The sequence below is a fragment of the Pseudomonas laurylsulfatiphila genome (assembly GCF_002934665.1).
Classification (GTDB): domain Bacteria; phylum Pseudomonadota; class Gammaproteobacteria; order Pseudomonadales; family Pseudomonadaceae; genus Aquipseudomonas; species Aquipseudomonas laurylsulfatiphila.
Window position 1 is genome coordinate 182,960 of record NZ_NIRS01000002.1, and the last position, 18,112, is coordinate 201,071.

Genomic DNA, 18,112 nt, shown 5'->3' on the forward strand with positions numbered 1-18,112 from the left:
CGGGCCATCACGCAGGGTCAGGGATAAAGCAGGGAAATCCGTTTAGAAAAAGAAACTGACGTCGAACGACGCGACCACTTGCGAATCCTTTTCGCCGTCGGCATAGGCATCGCGGCCGGAGCCTGAATGGATGTCGTAGCGCAGTTCCGGGCGCAGGCGCACGTTGGGTGTCGGCGTCCAGGCCAAGTTGGTGGTGACGCCGTAGAAGCTACCCCAGGTCGGATCGGGAATGCCGGTGTTCGGGTCGATGTTGGCCATCATTACGTGGACCGGGGCGTCGGTGTAGAACCACTCGGCTCGACTGTTCCACATCAGGTTTTCGCTGAGTTTGTGGTACCAGTTCACGTCCGTGCCATACCAGGTCGCGTCGTTTTTGTTGGCGAACCCGGCGAAGGCGCCCTGCTCCTGCTTGCCGTAGTTCAACTCCAGCGCCACGCGGTTGTTCGGGTCGAGTACTTGCGACAGGGTCAGGTAGGACGCCAGGCGTTTGTAGTCGTCATCCTTGGTGCCCGCCGGCAGCGGCGAGCCACAACTGCATTCGGCAAAACTGTCGCCAGCGCCATTGCCGTAGATGTTTTCCCAGTCGATCCAGGTGCCGAAGTCCGCCGAGCGCCAGCGCACGTTGGCAATCACGTCCGGCGAATGATTGGGGTCCTGCAGGTTGTTCCAGCCCTGGACCACGCCCAGTTCGAAACCGAGCATGCTTTCGCCCGGCTCCGAAGGCAGTTTGAACGAGTACAGTGCCCCGGCATGTTTGGCCGGGCCGTGCATGAATGAATAGGTGTGGGAGTAGAAGTCAGTCGGGGCCGGAGATGGCAAGGCGAAACCGATTTCGTTTTCCAGCGGCGTATGGAAAATCCCGACCATCAACTCAGAGCCCCCCAGCACGGGGAAGTAGAAGTTGACGTAAGCCTGGGCGACGGTGAACGCCGGATCTTCAGGCTTGTTGTCGCGGTTGACGCTCAGGTCTTCGTCCCAGCCGTAGGTCTTGAAGAAGCGCGCATCCTTGCCGTAGAGCGCCGTGACGTTGAACCCCCAATCGGCTTCTTGCGGCATCGCCCCGGGAAACGGTCCGACGCGGCCGATCACATTGCTCTTGGGTTTCTTCTCCACGGCCAGGGCGAACTGGTTGAGGTTCACACCTTCGTCGGTATTGAAGAAGCTTTGCTTGCTGACGTCATCCGTGCCGTTGTTGTTATAGATCACACCGGCCTGAGCCCAGCCGTAGATCTTGATCCCGTGTTCGCGCTCAAGGCTGTCGCCGAAGACATTGCGCACCAGCGAACCCATGGGATCGTCTGCTGCCAGAGCCGTTGAGGGAAACAAAACGTCGGCACCCAGAACGGGCGCGAACAGGGTTGCTGCGCAAACCCATGCACGAATACTCATACCTGCCTTCCTTATTTTTATTAGGCGCCAATCCCCCGAAGGGGCATGAGGCCGAAAGCAAGGTATGACGTCTTGATGAGCCCTGGCTTGAGCTCCACCCGGTCGTTGGCGGATCGTGGTGTTCGGCGTAATGGAGGCTACAAGCCCGCCACTGCACCAACAATTCCATTCTCGGCGACTTCAGTGTTTGCGTATTCAGAACAATGGCGCGGGGATTCGAATGCATTGAAGATCAAACTGTGGGAGCGAGCCTGCTCGCGAAGGCGGTGGGTCAGCCGACATCAATGTTGACTGTGCCACCGTATTCGCGAGCAGGCTCGCTCCCACAGGGGGGTGTGGTGTTAGTCAGGCCTTGGTGCTCAGCGGATAGAGCTTGTCATCGAACTGCGACAGCTTCGGGAATACCAACGGCTGGTCATCACTCAGGTGTTGCAGGCGTTGGCCGTAATCAACCAGGAACTGCTGGCGCGCCTCTTCGCTGATATACGGCACATGCCAGGCCACGAAGGGTTCCAGCACATCAAAACCGACATAAGCCAGCGTGCCGCGCAAGATCGGGCGCAGCATGTCTTCCAACGGACCGTGGATCGCGCCCTCACCGAACATGTGTTCCCGACCGCCCAGGGTCACGGTCACCAGCGCTTTCTTGCCGGCCAATCCGCCCTGATCGTAGAAGCGCTTGCCGCCATAGCAGATGCCCGACACCAGCACCCGGTCGATCCAGCCCTTGAGCATGGCCGGGGTGGAGAACCAGAAGATCGGGAAGTTGAGGATCAGCAGGTCGGCCCACAGCAGTTTGTCCAGCTCGGCCTGGATGTCCGGCGCCAGCGACTGGCTCTTCACGCCCAGGCGTTGTTCCAGGGCATAGACCAGGTACTCGGGGTTTTCCCGATTCGAGAAGTCGGCGTCGCTGGCCACCGGGTTCCAGTTCATTTTGTACAGGTCACTGACCTGCACTTCGTGGCCCTGGGCTTCGAGCGTGGCGACAGCCTGGTCACGCAGAGCGGCGGTGAAGGATTGCGGCTCCGGGTGAGCGTGGACGATCAGTACTTTCATGGTGGTTCCTTAGACTTGTTCCAGCGTATCGGTTGAAGGTGTGCAAGCGCGTGTGGCCAGCAAGCGGTCGAGCCAGTCGGGGTCCATTTGCGGTTCGGAAGAAAACAGCAGCCTGGTGTAGTCCTGATGCGGCGGGGTGAAGATCTGGCTGCGCGAGCCGTGGTCCACCACCCTGCCCCGTTGCATCACCAATACCTCATCGGCAATCGCCCGAACAGTAGCAACATCGTGGGTGATGAACAGGTAGGCGACACCCAGTTGTTGCTGGATGCGGTTGAGCAATTTCAATACGCCTTCGGCCACCAGTTGGTCCAATGCCGAGGTCACTTCATCGCAGATGATCAGTTGCGGATCGGCCGCCAGGGCCCTGGCGATGCAGATGCGTTGTTTCTGCCCGCCGGACAGCTCCCGGGGTTGACGCTCCATGAAGGTCGCCGGGTCGAGTTCGATCATCTCCAGCAGTTCGGCGACCCGGGCGCGCATGGCCTTGCCCTTGAGGCCCAGATAAAACGTCAATGGCCGACCGATGATGTCGACGATGCGCTGACGCGGGTTCAGCGCGGTGTCGGGGATCTGGTAGATCATCTGGATGCGCCGCAGTTGTTCCTTGCTGCGCTGGCGAAAGTCCGCCGGCAAGGGTTCGCCGTTGTACAGCACCTGGCCGTAAGTTGGCGGCAGCAAGCCGGTGATCAGCCGCGCCGTGGAGCTCTTGCCGCTACCGGATTCGCCGATCACCGCCAGGGTCTGGCCGCGATACAGCTTCAACGATACGTCGTGCAGCACCGGTTGCCGGCCGTAACTGGCAAAGCTGTTGCGCAGTTCCAGCAGCGGTTGTTCCTGTTGCGGACTTGCCTTGGGCTCGGTGCGGAAACTGCGCACCGCCCACAGTGACTTGGTGTAGTCCTCTTGCGGGTCGCCGAGCATCTTGCGGGTCTCGGCCTCTTCCACCAGTTTGCCGTGGCGCAGCACCATGATGCGGTCGGCCATCTGCGCGACCACCGCCAGGTCGTGGCTGATGTAGATCGCCGCGCTGCCATAGGTCGCCACGGCATCGCGAATGGCGGCGAGGACTTCGATCTGGGTGGTGACGTCCAGCGCCGTGGTCGGTTCGTCGAAGATGATCAGGTCCGGGTGACAAGCCATGGCCATGGCGGTCATGACCCGCTGCAACTGGCCGCCGGAGACCTGATGCGGATAGCGCTGGCCGATGGTTTCGGGATTGGGCAAGCGAAGCACCCGATACAGTTCCACCGCCTCGCGCATGGCCTGTTCGCGACTCATGCCGCCGTTTTTCACCGCAGTTTCGACGTGCTGGTCGATCAGTCGATGGGCCGGGTTGAACGAGGCCGCCGCACTCTGTGCCACATAGGCAATGCGCAGCCCCCGCAGTTTGCGCAGGGCTTCAGGCTTGGCCTTGAGCAGGTCGATGCCGTCGAAGTGCACCGAGCCGCCGGTGATCCGGCAGCCGTCGCGGGTGTAGCCCATCGCCGACAGGCCGAGGGTCGACTTGCCCGCGCCGGACTCGCCGATCAGCCCCAGCACTTCGCCCCGTTGCAGGGTCAGGTCGATGCCCTTGATCAGCGGATGCCAGGCGTCTTCGTAATGGCCTTCGATGTGCAGCTCACGGATTTCCAGCAAAGGTTTTGCAGTCGTCATGTTCAGCACTCCTTGAGGCCGCTGGATTTGTGCAGCATCCAGTCGACGACGAAGTTGACGCTGACCGTGATCAAGGCCACGGCCAGGGCGGGCAGCAACGGACTGATGTCGCCGAAGGTGATCAGCACGGCGTTGTCGCGCACCATGCTGCCCCAGTCGGCGGTGGGCGGTTGAATGCCCAGGCCGAGGAACGACAACGCGCTGATGAACAGGAACACGAAGCAGAAACGCAGGCCGAACTCGGCAATCAGCGGCGCCGCGGCGTTGGGCAGCACCTCGCGGGTCACCAGCCAGCACAGGCCCTCACCGCGCAGGCGCGCGGCTTCGACGAAGTCCTGCACCACCACGTTCATGGCCACCGCGCGCGACAGGCGAAACACCCGGGTCGCATCCAGCAGCGCAATCACCAACACCAGCGACGTCGCCGTGGTGCCGACCACACTGAGGATCAGCAAGGCGAAGATCAGTTGAGGTATGGCCATGAGGATGTCCACCACCCGCGACAAACCCTGATCGACCCAGCCGCCCTTGATCGCCGCGATCAAGCCGCAGGACCCACCGAGCAAAAACGCCAGTACCGTGGTGAGGAAGGCAATGCCCAGGGTGTTGCGCGCGCCATAGACCAGGCGGCTGAACATGTCGCGCCCCAGGTTATCGGTGCCCAACAGGAACTGCCCGCCCCGCGGCGTGAAGCCGTCGCCCACCACCTGGGTTTCGCCAAACGGCGCCAACACTGGCGCAAACACCGCCACCAGCACGTAAAGCAGGATCATCAACAAACCGAACTGGGCGCTCAGGGGCGCCCGCCACACGTGTTTTAACAGGCTCATGGTCTACCCCTTCGGATGCATCAGGCGTGGGTTGCTGGCAATCGACAGCACATCGGCGCTGGTGTTGAGCAGGATGTAGGTCGCGGCGAAGATCAGGCTGCAGGCCTGCACCACCGGGATGTCGCGCTTGGCCACCGAGTCCACCAGCAACTGGCCGAGCCCCGGATAGACAAACACCACCTCGACCACCACCACGCCGACCACCAGGTACGCGAGGTTCAACGCCACCACGTTGACGATGGGCGCCAGGGCATTGGGCAAGGCGTGGCGCAAGATGATCCGCGACTGGCTGATGCCCTTGAGCCGGGCCATTTCGATGTACGGACTGGCCAGCAGGTTGATCAACGAGGCGCGGGTCATGCGCATCATCTGCGCGATCACCACCAGGCTCAGGGTCGCCACCGGCAACACCGAGCGTTCCAGTACCGTGCCCAACGAAGCGTCGGGCGCCAGGTTGGAAATGCTCGGGAACCAGTTGAGCTTCACCGCGAACACCAGGATCAGGATGTAGGCAACGAAGAACTCGGGGAACGACACCGCGCTCAGGGCCGAGGTGTTGAGCAAGCGGTCGAACCAGCTGTTGCGGTACAGCGCGGCGAGCATCCCCAGACACAATGCCAGTGGCACTGACACCAGGGCCGCCAGCAAGGCGAGGCTGAAGGTGTTGCCCAGGCGCGAGCCCACCAGCTCTGCGATGGGCCGCTGGTTGGCCAGCGATACGCCAAGGTCACCGTGCAACAGCTGCCAGATCCAGTGGCCGAAACGGGTGAGCGGCGGCAGATCCAACCCCAGTTGCGCCCGGTAGGCCGCCACGGTTTCCGGGGTGGCCGACTGGCCGAGCATGGCCTGGGCGATATCACCCGGGAGCATGCCGACGGCCAGGAAGATGATCACTGAAACGGCGAACAGGGACAGCAGGCCTAATGCGAGGCGCTGTCCCAACAGTTTGAAAATACTTCTCATCGTGCGGTTCCTTGAAGTGGGCACGCCTTTGAAGACTGCAAATATCCAACTGTAGGAGCCGGCTTGCCGGCGATGACGTCTTCATTTTCGATGCAAGACTCCAGACCGTCATCGCTGGCAAGCCAGCTCCTACAGGGGATTTCCATCGTTCCCGGGGTTACGCCTGCCACCAGCGCTCGATCACCCGCAGGCCATCCAGTTCACCGTAGGGCGCAGTCTGCCCGCCGTGAACCACCCGGTTGGAACGCGCTGCCACGGAACTGGCGAACAGCGGCACGATCGCCCCGCCTTCGTCCCGGCACAGCGCCTGCATTTCGTTGTACATCTCGCGGCGCAGCGGGTCGTTCATTTCGCCGCGAGCGGCGTTGAGCAATTGGTTGAAACGCGGGTTGTCCCAGTGGGTTTCGTTCCAGGCCGCACCCTTGGCGTAGCCGATGCTGAACATGCGGTCGGCGGTCAGGCTGCTGTACCAGAACGAGGTGGTGAAGGGTTGCTTCATCCACACGTTGGAGAAGAAGCCATCGGCCGGCTCGCGCACCACGTCGATCTCGATCCCGGCGGCTCGCGCCTGTTCCTTGAACAGCACCGAGGCGTCCACCGCGCCGGTGTAGGCCGCGTCGGAGGCTTGCAGGCGCACCTTGAGCGAATCCAGACCGGCCTTCTTCAGGTAGAAGCGCGACTTGTCCGGATCGTAGGTGCGTTGCTCCAGCGCGGTGTTGATGAAACGGCTGCCGGGCTGGATCGGGTGGTCGTTGCCCACCAGGCCATAGCCGTGCAGCACCGAAGCCAGTAGGGTTTCGCGGTTGATCGCGTGCTTCATCGCCAGGCGCACGTCGTTGTTCAGGAATACCTGGCTGTCGGTGAGCATCGGGAAGGTGTAGTGCTGGGCGCCTTTGGTTTCTTCGATGACCAGGTTCGGGTTGCGCTTGAGCAGCGCGACGGTTTTCAGGTCGACCTTGTTGATCACATCCACTTGCCCGGTGACCAGCGCATTGACCCGTGCCGCGCCGTCGGAGATCGCGATCAACTCGGCGCTGGCGAAGTGCGCGCGGCCCGGTTTCCAGTAATCGGGGCTGCGTTCCAGGGTCATGCGCAAGCCCGGCTCGAAGTCCTTGAGGCGATAGCCACCGGTGCCGGCGCCGGCCTGCCAGTCCGCCGCGCCGTCCTTGCTCGGCATGATCGCCAGGTGGTAATCGGCAACCACATAGGAGAAGTCGGCGTTGCCCGAATGCAGTTCGAACACCACGCTGTCGCTGCCGTTGGCACTGACTTTGGCCACGTCGCCCAGCACGGTCTTGGCCGCCGAGGTGGATTTCTCGCCGAGGTGATGCTGGATCGACGCCACCACGTCCTCCGCGGTCAGGGTCTTGCCGTTGTGGAAGGTCACGCCCTGACGAATCTTGAAAGTCCAGACGCGCGCGTCCGGGGTCGAGGTCCAGCTTTCGGCCAGTTCGGGAATGGCGCTGCCGTCGACGGCAATTTCGGTCAGGGTGTTATAGACCGCCGAGAAGCCGACGAAGGTGAAGGTGTCAGACCAGGAACCCGGATCTTTCGAGTCCGTGGTGCTGCCACCCGCCAGGCCCAGACGCAACACGCCACCCGGTTTTGGTGTGGCCTCCCCGGCAAAGGCGCCAAACGGCAACCCCATGGAGAACGCCCCGGCCACCGCCGCGGCTGCCGCGCTGTACTTCAGGAAGTCCCTGCGCGGGAAGCTGAATTCATGGTTCGCTTGAGTAATCTTGTTTTTGTTATCGCTCATTGCATTGCCCCTGATCAAAAAGCTAATGAATTACCGGTTCAAAACCACGCAAGACACCGGGCCAGGGCCCGGTGCATACAACATTTGAATCGCCAACCGTCACACCTGGATCGCCTTCACTTCGACGAACTCGTTGAGTCCCTCCTCACCCCACTCCCGGCCATTGCCCGATTGTTTGTAGCCACCGAACGGCGCCTGGTAATTGAACGCCGCGCCATTAAGGAAGCACTGGCCGGCACGCATCTGCCGGCCCAGGTGCAAGGCACGCTCGGCACTGCCGGCCCAGACGCCACTGGACAGGCCGAACGGCGAGTCGTTGGCGATCTGCACCGCTTGCGCCTCGTCGGCGTAGGGAATCAGGCACAGCACCGGGCCGAAGATTTCTTCCTGGGCGATGCGCATGCGGTTGTCGACATCGGCGAACAGCGTCGGGCTGACATAGAAGCCGCGCTCGAATGCCGACGGCGCATCACCGCCGCACAGCAGCCGTGCGCCTTCCTGTTGGCCGACCTTGATGTAATCGAGCACTGTGCGTTTTTGCCCCGCGGAACACATCGGGCCCAGGAAGCTTTGCGGATCCAGGGGATCGCCCATGCGCAGGCTCAGGGTCTCCTGCAGGGCGATTTCCACGGCTTCGGCATAGCGGCTGGCCGGCAGCAGCATGCGGGTCAGCGCGGTGCAGGTCTGGCCGGAGTTGATCATCACGTCCTGCACGCCGTAGCGCACGGCCGCGTCCAGGTCCGCATCCTCGGCAATCAGCAGCGGCGACTTGCCGCCCAGTTCCAGGCACACACGCTTCACTGAAGGCGCCGCCGCTTGTGCGACGCGAACGCCCGCGCCGGTGGAGCCGGTGAACGACACCATGTCCACGTCAGGGTGTTTGGCCAGCGCTTCGCCGACTTTCGAGCCCGGCCCACTGACCAGGTTGAACACCCCGGCCGGCAAGCCGATGTCTTCTATCATCTGCGCCAGCAGGAACGCATGCAGCGGGGTTTCCTGGCTCGGCTTGACCACCACGGTGCAACCGGCGGCCAGAGCCGGGGCGAGTTTGCCGATCAACTGGTGCAGCGGGTAATTCCACGGGTTGATGAACGCGCAGACACCCACGGCCTCGCGGATCACCAGCGAATTGCCGACTTCGCGCACCTCGTCCATCAGATGAGCCAGTTCGACGTACTGCTCAAGGCCAGCGATCGGCCCGTCGACCTGCACCGAGCGGCACCATTGCACTGGCATGCCAAGTTCAGTGGTGATGACCGCGGCCATCTCATCGGCACGATTGCGCAGTTGATCGGCCAGTGCACGGATGTAACCGGCGCGCACGCTGGAGGGAGTGCGTGACCATGAGTCGAAGGCCCGGCGCGCAGCTGCCACAGCGTTTTCGACATCGAGTTCATCACCGAGCGGAACACTGCCGCAGACTTCCTCGGTGGCCGGGTTGATCACCTCGGCGATACCCTGCCCCGACGGTTTTTGCCAGCGGCCATCAATAAACAGTGCATTGTGATTAAGCATGAACCTGGGCCTCCATCAATTCCTGGGCACAACGGGCAATGCGCTGGCAGGCATCGCGCAACGGTTCGGCGCCGACCACCAGACCGAGTCGAATGTGCCCCGCCGCGCTCGGACCAAAGGCCTCGCCCGCCAATACCGACACACCGTGGCGATCCAGCAGACGGTCGGCAAACGCCTGGGCACTGAGCCCGGTCTGGCGGATATCGAGCATCACGAACATGCCGCCGTCAGGTTTCAACGCCCGCACGCCTGGGCAATCGGCCAGGCTGTCGCACACCAGGTCGCGACGCTGGCGATAGGCTTCGCGCATGGCCTCCAGTTCCGGCAGGTTGCTTTCCAGGGCCACCACGGCAGCGTCCTGAATGAAATCCGGCGAGCCGTAGAGCATGCACAGCGCGAGGTTTTCCAGGTGCGCAGCGAGGGACGGTGGCGCCACCACCCAGCCGACGCGCCAGCCGGTCATGGCGTGGGATTTCGACAGGCTGTTGAGGGTCGCGGTGCGCTCGGCCATGCCCGGCAGGCTCGCCGGGCTGACGTGCTCGCCTTCGAACAGCAGTTCGCTGTAGACCTCGTCGGAAATCAGCCACAGGTCGTGGGCAATGCACAACTCGGCCAGAGCGGCCCAGGTGCTGCGCGGCAGACTGGCGCCGGACGGGTTGTGCGGACTGTTCAGCGCCAGGGCCCGGGTGCGCGGCGTGATGCGTGCGGCGACATCTTCAGGCAACACCCGGAAGCCGTTTTCCGAACGCACCGGCACCGGCACCACCACGGCGCCGCAGGCACCGAACACGGCTTCGTAGGTGACGTACATGGGTTCGGCGACGATCACCTCGTCACCGGGATTGAGCACGCATTGGGCCACGCTGAACAGCGCACATTGCGCCCCGGCCAGCACGGTGACCTGATCGGCCGAAACGCTTTGGCCGCTGCGTTGTTGATGACGCCTGGCAATGGCCTCACGCAGGGCACGCTTGCCGCGCACCTCGGCGTAATGGGTATTGCCGCCCAGCAGGCTGTCGATAGCGCCCTGCACGATGGGCTGTGGCGTGTCGAAATCCGGGTCGCCCACGGACAGCAGCAAAATGTCCTGGCCCTGCTCGCGCAGCGCCAGGGCGCGGTAGTGAATATCCCACGCGGCAGCGCCATCACCGGCAATACGTTGAGTCAGATCGGAAAAGCGCATGGCTTCGTCCCCTTCAAATACAGATCAGTGCGCGCAGGCATGCTTGAGTTCGATCAAGGTCACGCCGTTGCGCTTGAAGCCGTGGCGCAAGTCGGTCTGCAACTCGGCCAGGCTTTGCGGCTGGTTCACCGTGCAACCGAACGCACGCGCGAGGGCTGCGAAATCCGGATTGCGCGGCAGTACGCCGATGGGTTCGATGTCCAGGCCGAGCATGTCGTCGCGGATCTGCCCCAGGGCGTCGTTGTTCCACAGCAGCACCACCAGCGGGCTGTCCAGCTCTTCGACGGCCGTCGCCAGTTCCTGCGCGGTGTAGAGGAAACCACCGTCGCCGACCAGTACCAGACCGGGCCGTTGCGGTGCGCCGAACTTGGCGCCGATCCCCGCCGGCAATCCATAACCCAAGGTGCCGTAGCCGGTCGGGTGCAGCCAGCTGCGGATGGCCAGGCTGTCAAAGGCGTAGTTACCCGTATACGCAAGCTGGGTCATGTCGGTGCTGATGAAGGCGTTTTCCGGCAGTTCAGCAGCAATACGCTCGAGAATCGCCTGATGGATGGACTGCAATGGGCCATGACTGGCCTTGACCGCTTCGCGCAACGCGGCAACCGAGGCTATCGCAGTGCCGGCATCACGCACGTCCGATGGCAGGCGCTCAAGCAAACCGCTGAGGGTTTGTTGTGCATCGCCATGCAAGGCCACTGCGCAGGGATAGAAGTCGTTGAATTTGCGCGGGTCGATATCGACACGCAGCAGTTCACCCTTGAGCGGCAGGCGTTCGCGCCAGAAGTCGGTGTCGGCCATTTCGGTGCCAACCGCCAGCACCACGTCGGCCTCGGCGATCAGGTTCCAGCCCGGCTCCACACACAGGGAGGAACCGGCGTTGAGCGGTGCATCCGGTGGCAGCAGGCCCTTGCCGGCGACGCTAGTGAACAGTGGTGCAGCGAGACGCGTGCTGAGTTCGCTCAGTTCCTGCACGGCATTGAGTGCACCACCACCGGCGATGATCATCGGGCGTTTGGCCGCGTTGAGTTTGGCCACGGCCTGGTCAAGCGCAGTGGCGGATGCCGGACCACGGCCCGGACGACGCACCACCTCGTTGCTCCAGTCACGGGCAATCGGCGCCGCCAACACGTCCAGCGGCACCGAGATGTGCACCGGGCGCGGCCGCTCGCTGTCGAACACCGCGTAGGCACGGGCGACCAGTTCCGGCAGGTCTTCGGCGGTCAGCGCTACGGCCGAGAACGCCGTGATCGGCGCAGTCATCGCCCGTTGATCCTGACACTCGTGCAGGCTGCCCCAACCCTTGCCCAGGCTGGCGCTGTGGTTGACGCTGGAAATCACCAGCATCGGAATCGAATCGGCATAGGCCTGGCCGATACCGGTGGCGGCGTTGGTCACGCCGGGGCCGGTGATGACAAAGCACACGCCGGGTTTGCCGCTGACCCGGGCATAACCGTCGGCCATGAAGCTGGCGCCCTGCTCATGACGGGTCAGCACGTGGCGAATGCCGCTGCCGGGCAAGCCGCGATACAGCTCCAGGGTGTGTACGCCGGGGATGCCGAACACGGTATCGACGCCGTAGTTGGCCAACAGGCGCACCAGGGCCTGGCCGCCGGTCAAGGTTTTGCTTTGCATGTTCATGTCCTCACTCGTGGCCGAGGCGAATCAACGCATCGACCGCAGTCGTGCCCTGGGCACCGACCAACAATGGGTTCACATCGAGTTCCAGCAGTTGCGCGGCGTTTTCGCAGGCGTAGTCGGCCACGGCGCGGATCGCCGTCACCAGGGCGTCGAAGTCAGCAGACTCACGGCCACGGAAGCCTTGCAGCAACGCGGCGCTGCGCAGGCTGAGCAAGGCATTGCGGATCGCACCGTCGGTGGTCGGCAGCAACAGGCTGCGACTGTCCTTGAGCAACTCCACCAGAATGCCGCCGGCACCGATCACCAGCGCGAGGCCGAAATCGTTTTCGCGCTTGATGCCGACGATCAGCTCAGCCAGTGGCGGTTTGGCCATGGGCTCGAGCAACAGTTGATCGAAGGCTACGCCCGGGGCGTAGGCGGCGATGCTGGCGCGCATCTTCTCCAGCGCCGCGCTCAACGCCGCGCCATCCTTGAGGTTCAACGCCACGGCGCCGGCCTCGGTCTTGTGCGGCAGCTGTGCGCTGACGGCTTTCAAGACCAGCGGATAGCCCAGTGACTCGGCATCCTTCAGGGCCTGTTCCGGGGTGCTCAATACGCCGTTTGGCGTCGGCAGGCCGAAGGCTTTCAACGCCTGTTTGGAATCCCATTCATTGAGCAAGCGCCCCTCGCCTTCCAACGCATGCGGGCACAGCGGCACCAGCGCCGATTCGCCCAGAGCCAGCAAGGCCTGGCGATTGCGCTGATAACCGGCGATGCGGCCCCACGCGGCCAGCCCGTCTTCCACGCCCTGCAAGGCCGCGACGCCTTGTGCGTGCAGACGCTCACGGGCATGGGCCGGCAGCAATTCGGGGAAGGCCGAAGTCACGAAACCGGTCTTGCCGTGGCGCTGCAGTGCCGCGCAGTACAGCTCCAGTAGCAGGTCGCACTCCTTGCGCTCGCCGGTGAACTCCGACGGGTAGTCGAGCACCAGCATCGCCGCGTCGGCTTCGGTACGCAGGGCGCTGTCGAGCATGCGGTTCAAGGCTTCGCCGTCACCCCAGATCGCCGTGGTGAAATCCAGCGGGTTGACCAGGTTGGCGTAGGTCGGCAGCACGTGCGCGAGTTCGCCGACCTGCCCTTGATCGAGTTTCGGCAGGCCCAGTTCGTTGCGCTCGGCGTAGTCGGCAATCAGGCCGGCGTCACCGCCGGAACAGGCCAGCGCGATCAGGCTGTTACCCGCTGGCAGGTTGCCGCAGGCCGCGGCCTTGAGGGTTTCGACAAAACTCACCGGGCCGCTGACGCGGATCACCCCGAGACGGTCGAACAGCGCGTCGTACAGCGCATCGGAGCCGGACAGCGAGCTGGTGTGACTCAAGGCCAGTTCGGCGCCGATCTGCGACACGCCGGTTTTCAGGGCGATGATCGGGATGCCCTTCTCCAGCGCCTTGTGCGCGGCACGGGCAAAACCCGGGACGTTCTTCAGGCCTTCGAGGTGCAGGCCGATGGCGGTGACCCGCGGTTCGTCGAGCAACACGTCCATCAACTCAGCCACGCCCAGTTGCGCCTGGTTGCCCACCGAGGCCATGTAGGCCACCGGCAGCGAGCGGTCGCTCATGGACAGGTTGTAGGCGAAGTTACCGCTCTGGGTCAGCACCGCCACGCCCTTCTCCACCGCTTTGCCGCCATGGGCCACCGGCCACAGCGCGGAGCTGTGCAGGTAGTCGAGCACGCCGTAGCAGTTAGGGCCGAGCAGCGCCATGTCGCCAGCGGCCTTGAGCAATTGCTGTTGCAGGGCCTGGCCTTCGGCGCCGGTTTCGGCGAAACCCGAGGCGTAGCAGATCGCGCCGCCCGCGCCGATGGCGGCCAGTTCGGCCACGCAGGTCAGGGTCAGTTCGCGGTTGGTGGCGATGAATACCGCGTCCGGGCCGCAAGGCAACTCGGCGATGCTGCGCACGCAGGGTACGCCTTCGAGGCTGTCGTGCTGCGGATTGACCAGCCACATCTGCCCTGGGTAGCCGCCCTCAGCACAGCGCTTGAGGGCGCGCGCCATGCTGCGGCCGCCGACAAACGCCACGTGTTGCGGCGCGAGCATGCGTTTGAGGTTGTCACGAATGGTTTGGGACATAGGAATTCTCCGGGCCGATCAGCGCAGCAGCGGCCGCAGCAGCTCGCGGGAAATGATGTGGCGCTGGATTTCCGAGGTGCCTTCCCAGATCCGTTCGATCCGTGCGTTGCGCCAGATGCGCTCCACCGGACCTTCGTCCATCAGGCCCATGCCACCGAAAATCTGCACCGCTTCGTCGGCGGTACGGCCGAGCACTTCACTGGCGAACAGCTTGGCCATGCCGGCTTCGCCATCGGTCATGGTGCCCTGGTCCATTTTCCACGCGGTGTGCAGGGTCAGCAGTTCGGCGGCGCGGATTTGCGTGGCCATGTCGGCCAACTTGAACGACACGCCCTGGTAAGTACCGATCGGCTGGCCGAATTGCTTGCGGTCCGCCGCCCATTGCAGCGACACGTCGAGTGCACGCTGGGCCTGACCGACGCAGTTGGCCGCGACCATCACGCGCCCGGCGGTCAGCCAGGCGTTGGCCACATCCCAGCCTTTGCCGACTTCGCCCAGCACTTTGCTGGCCGGTACGCGGCAGTCGTCGAAGAACATTTCGAAGGTGTGGTAACCCCGGTTGCTCACGCACTTGGGTCCACGGCGGATGGTCATGCCCGGGGTGTTGCGGTCGACCAGGAACGAGGTCACGGCGTTACGCTTTTTGCCGTTGTGTTCGTAGGTGTCGGTCACGGCGAAGACGATGGCGAAGTCGGCATGCCCGGCGTGACTGATGAAATGCTTGCTGCCATTGAGAATGAAGTCGTCGCCTTCACGCACGGCGCGGGTCTTGATCGCATTGGCATCGGAACCGGCGCCCGGCTCGGTCAGGGCGAAGCAGTCGATTTTCTCGCCCTGGATGCACGGTAACAGGTAGTCGTTGATCTGGTCGCCGGTGCAGGCCATGAGGATTTTCGACGGCCGGGCGACGAACACGTGCAGCGCCCAGGACACTTTGGACAGCTCACGTTCGATCAGCGCCTGGGACAGGTAGTCCAGGCCACCGCCGCCCACTTCTTCGGGCATGTTGAAGGCGTAGAACCCGGCAGCGATCGCCTTGCCGCGAATCTGCGCCGCCAGCTCCGGGGACACCTCGTCGGCGCGGTCGACTTGCTCTTCATAGGGCAGCAGTTCCTTCTCGACGAAGCTGCGTACCGAGTCCACCAACATTTCTTGTTCTTGGGTCAGTTGGAAATTCATGGTGCTACCTGTTGTTCGTTCAAAAAGAATGGTGTGCGAGGCTGAAGGCGATCACTGGCAAGCCAGCGCCTACAGGCCGGCTGCGATTAGCGGCCGACAAAGTTCGCCGGACGTTTTTCCATGGCGGCGCGCAGGGCTTCGTTGCCGTCCTCACTGCGACCGCAGAGCAGGCCCGCGGCGAGTTCGGCTTGCAGTTGTTCCGCCAGGCTGCGATCGGCGCCTTCACGCATGAGTTTTTTGGTCTGGGCGAAGGCGAACGTCGGCCCGGCGGCCAGGCGTGCGGCCAGTTCGCTGGTGACCGTCAGCAACTGATCGTCGGCACAGACATCGCCGACCAGGCCGGCGTCGAGGGCACGGTCAGCACCCCACAGCTCATCGAGGAACAGCAGGCGCTTGGCTTTTTCGCTGCCGATCAGGCGCGGCAGGTGCCAACTGGCGCCGGCATCCGGCGAGTACGCCATGCTGGTGTAGCCGGCCTTGAAGCGTGCCGACTGGCCGGCAATGCGCAGGTCGCAGCATAGGGTCAGGTCCATCCCGGCACCGACGGCGGTGCCGTTGATGGCGGCGATAGTGGTTTTTTCCAGACTGTGCAGGCGAGTCATCAAGGCGTGGGCGGTCTCGGTCCAGCCGTAGGTTTCCAGTGCGCCCCGGGCTTCGGCATCCGCCCATTCATCGAGGTCGGCACCCGCGCAGAAGCTGCGGCCACTGCCCGTCAATACCACCACGCGCACCGCTGGATCGGCGTTGAAACCGTCGAGCAAGGCGTGCAGGTTTTTCAGCGTCGGAACATCCAGCGCATTGCGCTGGGCAGTGCGATTGAGGGTGATCCAGGCAACGCCTGCTTCGACCTGGCTGAGCAGCGACGATTGAGTGGTCATGGGAATCCTCGAATTATTGTGATTGGTCTGAGGTGATGCGACTTGAGGCCATACTAAACGAGTGTTCAGTAAGGCGGCAATCGGTGGGGAAATGGGCTGTAACAGCTTGAAAACAGAGTCAACCTGTTGTTTTTATTGGATTTAATTATTTTTCTGGAGGATGCATTGGTTGCCTTGTTACAACTTTGAACAACTGTGGACACGATGACGCCAGGATCGCAGCCTGCGGCAGCTCCTACAGGGATACAGGCGTACCCGAGCAATGTAGGAGCTGCCGAAGGCTGCGATCTTTTGATTTTGTCGGGAACACAAAACCACTGTGGGAGCGAGCTTGCTCGCGATTGCGGTGGATCAGTCAACAGTGATGTTGAACCTGATGCCGCCATCGCGAGCAAGCTCGCTCCCACAGGGAATGTGTTGGATTGAAGGAATTAAACAGTCGGCAAGCTCGGTGCCAGCACGCCCTGACGCTTGCGATGAATCAGGAAGTACGCGCCATAGCACAGCGCAATGAAGCCAAAGCCCCAATACAGCGATGGACGCTGGGTTTCATCCAGGGCCAGGAACACGAACAGCGAGCAGCACAGCGTGATGCACATCAGCGGCAATACCGGGAACCACGGTGCGCGGTACTTCAGGTCGCTGAGTTTGCCGCCGTCACGCAGGTACGCCTTGCGGAACTTGTACTGCGCCAGGGCGATGACGATCCAGGTCACTGTGCCGGACATGCCACTCACCGCCATCAGCACCATGAACAAGGTGTCGGCGGCGACGAAGCTGGTCATCAGCGACACCAGCGCGAAGCACAAGGTGATGCTCAGGGCGCGTAACGGCACGCCGCGCTTGCTCAGTGGCGACAGGCTTTTCGGCGCCATGCCGGTTTTCGACATCGCCCACAGGATGCGCGTCGAGGCATAGAGGCCGGAGTTGCCCACCGACAGGATCGCGGTGAGGATCACGAAGTTCATCAGGTCGGCGGCGTAGGGAATGCCAACCATGTCGAACACCTGCACGAACGGGCTTTCCATCAGTCCTGCCTGCTGCCATGGCACGATGGCCGACAGCACGATAATCGCCAGCACATAGAAAATCAGCACGCGGAACACCACGTTGCGCACGGCGCGGGGAATGCTCTTTTCCGGCTGGTCGGTTTCACCGGCGGCCACGCCCATGATCTCGCAACCCTGGAACGCGTAGACCACGGTCATCATCACCGCGAACACGGCGGACAGACCGTTAGGGAACAGCGAATCGCCGATCAGGTTGGTCGCCATCGGTGCCGGTGCGCCACTGCTCAGGGGCATCACGCCGAAGATCACCAGCACGCCGACCACGATGAAACCGAGAATGGCCGCGACCTTGATCCCCGAGAACCAGTATTCGGCTTCACCGAACGCGCGGGTGGCCATGGCGTTGATACCGAACAGCACCACCACGAACAGCGCCGACCAGTACCAGATCGGCACCGCCGGGAACCAGCGGGTCATCAACATGCCGGCGGCGGTGAATTCCAGGCCGACGGTGGTGGCCCAGCTCATCCAGTACACCCAGCCGATCATGAACCCGGTGGCCGGGCCGATGTATTTTGTCGCGTGGGTCTGGAACGAACCGGACACCGGCATCTGCACCGACAGTTCGCCCAGGCAGACCATCACCAGGTACATCAGGAAGCCCGCGACCAGGTAAGCCAGGATCGCCCCCACCGGGCCACCCTGGTTGATGGTCACACCGGAACCCATGAACAGCCCGGTACCGATGACGCCGCCCAGGGACAGCATGAAGATGTGCCGGCTCTTGAGGGCGCGGGTCAGCTGTATGCCTTTTTGCTGGGTGCTGCGATCTGTATTTTCGTTCATGTCGGCACCTCAGCAGTCAGTGAGGAGCGCAGCGCATGACAGGACGTCACGGCGCAGGGAGGGATCAGCTTTACGGCAATTCATTATTATTATCTCCAATAAGCTT

The 18,112-nt window shown here is 63.0% G+C and carries 13 protein-coding genes; all 13 read right to left on the minus strand.

Annotated features, from left to right (window positions below):
- Positions 1-42 precede the first annotated feature (42 nt).
- Complete coding sequence (locus CD175_RS06760) at positions 43-1,389, minus strand: outer membrane beta-barrel protein (RefSeq protein WP_104448239.1); 1,347 nt, start codon at positions 1,387-1,389, stop codon at positions 43-45.
- A 345-nt stretch (positions 1,390-1,734) separates the two neighbouring features.
- The gene (locus CD175_RS06765) at positions 1,735-2,445 is read right to left on the minus strand and encodes an NAD(P)H-dependent oxidoreductase (RefSeq protein ID WP_104448240.1); all 711 of its coding nucleotides are present in this window, start codon (positions 2,443-2,445) and stop codon (positions 1,735-1,737) included.
- A gap of 9 nt (positions 2,446-2,454) precedes the next feature.
- Positions 2,455-4,101: an ABC transporter ATP-binding protein gene (locus tag CD175_RS06770; protein WP_104448241.1), complete on the minus strand. Its 1,647-nt coding sequence runs from the start codon at positions 4,099-4,101 to the stop codon at positions 2,455-2,457.
- A gap of 2 nt (positions 4,102-4,103) precedes the next feature.
- Positions 4,104-4,931 (minus strand): ABC transporter permease, encoded by an 828-nt coding sequence (locus CD175_RS06775; RefSeq protein WP_104448242.1) that lies wholly within the window; start codon positions 4,929-4,931, stop codon positions 4,104-4,106.
- Between the two features lie 3 nt (positions 4,932-4,934).
- Positions 4,935-5,894 (minus strand): ABC transporter permease, encoded by a 960-nt coding sequence (locus tag CD175_RS06780; protein WP_104448243.1) that lies wholly within the window; start codon positions 5,892-5,894, stop codon positions 4,935-4,937.
- Between the two features lie 157 nt (positions 5,895-6,051).
- Complete coding sequence (locus CD175_RS06785; RefSeq protein WP_104448244.1) at positions 6,052-7,653, minus strand: ABC transporter substrate-binding protein; 1,602 nt, start codon at positions 7,651-7,653, stop codon at positions 6,052-6,054.
- A 99-nt stretch (positions 7,654-7,752) separates the two neighbouring features.
- Positions 7,753-9,168 carry an aldehyde dehydrogenase family protein gene (locus CD175_RS06790; RefSeq protein ID WP_104448245.1) on the minus strand — a complete coding sequence of 472 codons (1,416 nt, stop codon included), beginning with the start codon at positions 9,166-9,168 and terminating at the stop codon, positions 7,753-7,755.
- Positions 9,161-10,351, minus strand: a complete 1,191-nt coding sequence (locus tag CD175_RS06795; RefSeq protein WP_104448246.1) for a pyridoxal phosphate-dependent aminotransferase — start codon at positions 10,349-10,351, stop codon at positions 9,161-9,163. Before CD175_RS06795 ends, CD175_RS06790 begins: the two co-directional genes overlap by 8 nt.
- Positions 10,352-10,375: 24 nt before the next feature.
- A complete protein-coding gene (locus CD175_RS06800) occupies positions 10,376-11,983 on the minus strand; it encodes a 5-guanidino-2-oxopentanoate decarboxylase (RefSeq protein ID WP_104448829.1) in 1,608 nt (535 codons plus the stop codon).
- 10 nt (positions 11,984-11,993) lie between these two features.
- Entirely contained in the window at positions 11,994-14,093 is a 2,100-nt protein-coding gene (locus CD175_RS06805; RefSeq protein ID WP_104448247.1) for an acetate--CoA ligase family protein, read from the minus strand.
- Between the two features lie 18 nt (positions 14,094-14,111).
- Complete coding sequence (locus CD175_RS06810) at positions 14,112-15,272, minus strand: acyl-CoA dehydrogenase family protein (protein WP_007981552.1); 1,161 nt, start codon at positions 15,270-15,272, stop codon at positions 14,112-14,114.
- An 86-nt stretch (positions 15,273-15,358) separates the two neighbouring features.
- Entirely contained in the window at positions 15,359-16,150 is a 792-nt protein-coding gene (locus tag CD175_RS06815; RefSeq protein WP_104448248.1) for an enoyl-CoA hydratase/isomerase family protein, read from the minus strand.
- Between the two features lie 431 nt (positions 16,151-16,581).
- Positions 16,582-18,006 (minus strand): amino acid permease, encoded by a 1,425-nt coding sequence (locus tag CD175_RS06825; RefSeq protein ID WP_104448249.1) that lies wholly within the window; start codon positions 18,004-18,006, stop codon positions 16,582-16,584.
- Between the last annotated feature and the right edge of the window lie 106 nt (positions 18,007-18,112).

Coding starts and splice junctions, on each gene's coding strand:
- CD175_RS06815 (WP_104448248.1), bottom strand. CDS start 16,150: ATGACCACTCAATCGTCGCTGCTCAGCCAGGTCGAAGCAGGCGTTGCC.
- CD175_RS06800 (WP_104448829.1), bottom strand. CDS start 11,983: ATGCAAAGCAAAACCTTGACCGGCGGCCAGGCCCTGGTGCGCCTGTTG.
- CD175_RS06775 (WP_104448242.1), bottom strand. CDS start 4,931: ATGAGCCTGTTAAAACACGTGTGGCGGGCGCCCCTGAGCGCCCAGTTC.
- CD175_RS06810 (WP_007981552.1), bottom strand. CDS start 15,272: ATGAATTTCCAACTGACCCAAGAACAAGAAATGTTGGTGGACTCGGTA.
- CD175_RS06785 (WP_104448244.1), bottom strand. CDS start 7,653: ATGAGCGATAACAAAAACAAGATTACTCAAGCGAACCATGAATTCAGC.
- CD175_RS06790 (WP_104448245.1), bottom strand. CDS start 9,168: ATGCTTAATCACAATGCACTGTTTATTGATGGCCGCTGGCAAAAACCG.
- CD175_RS06770 (WP_104448241.1), bottom strand. CDS start 4,101: ATGACGACTGCAAAACCTTTGCTGGAAATCCGTGAGCTGCACATCGAA.
- CD175_RS06760 (WP_104448239.1), bottom strand. CDS start 1,389: ATGAGTATTCGTGCATGGGTTTGCGCAGCAACCCTGTTCGCGCCCGTT.
- CD175_RS06795 (WP_104448246.1), bottom strand. CDS start 10,351: ATGCGCTTTTCCGATCTGACTCAACGTATTGCCGGTGATGGCGCTGCC.
- CD175_RS06765 (WP_104448240.1), bottom strand. CDS start 2,445: ATGAAAGTACTGATCGTCCACGCTCACCCGGAGCCGCAATCCTTCACC.
- CD175_RS06825 (WP_104448249.1), bottom strand. CDS start 18,006: ATGAACGAAAATACAGATCGCAGCACCCAGCAAAAAGGCATACAGCTG.
- CD175_RS06805 (WP_104448247.1), bottom strand. CDS start 14,093: ATGTCCCAAACCATTCGTGACAACCTCAAACGCATGCTCGCGCCGCAA.
- CD175_RS06780 (WP_104448243.1), bottom strand. CDS start 5,894: ATGAGAAGTATTTTCAAACTGTTGGGACAGCGCCTCGCATTAGGCCTG.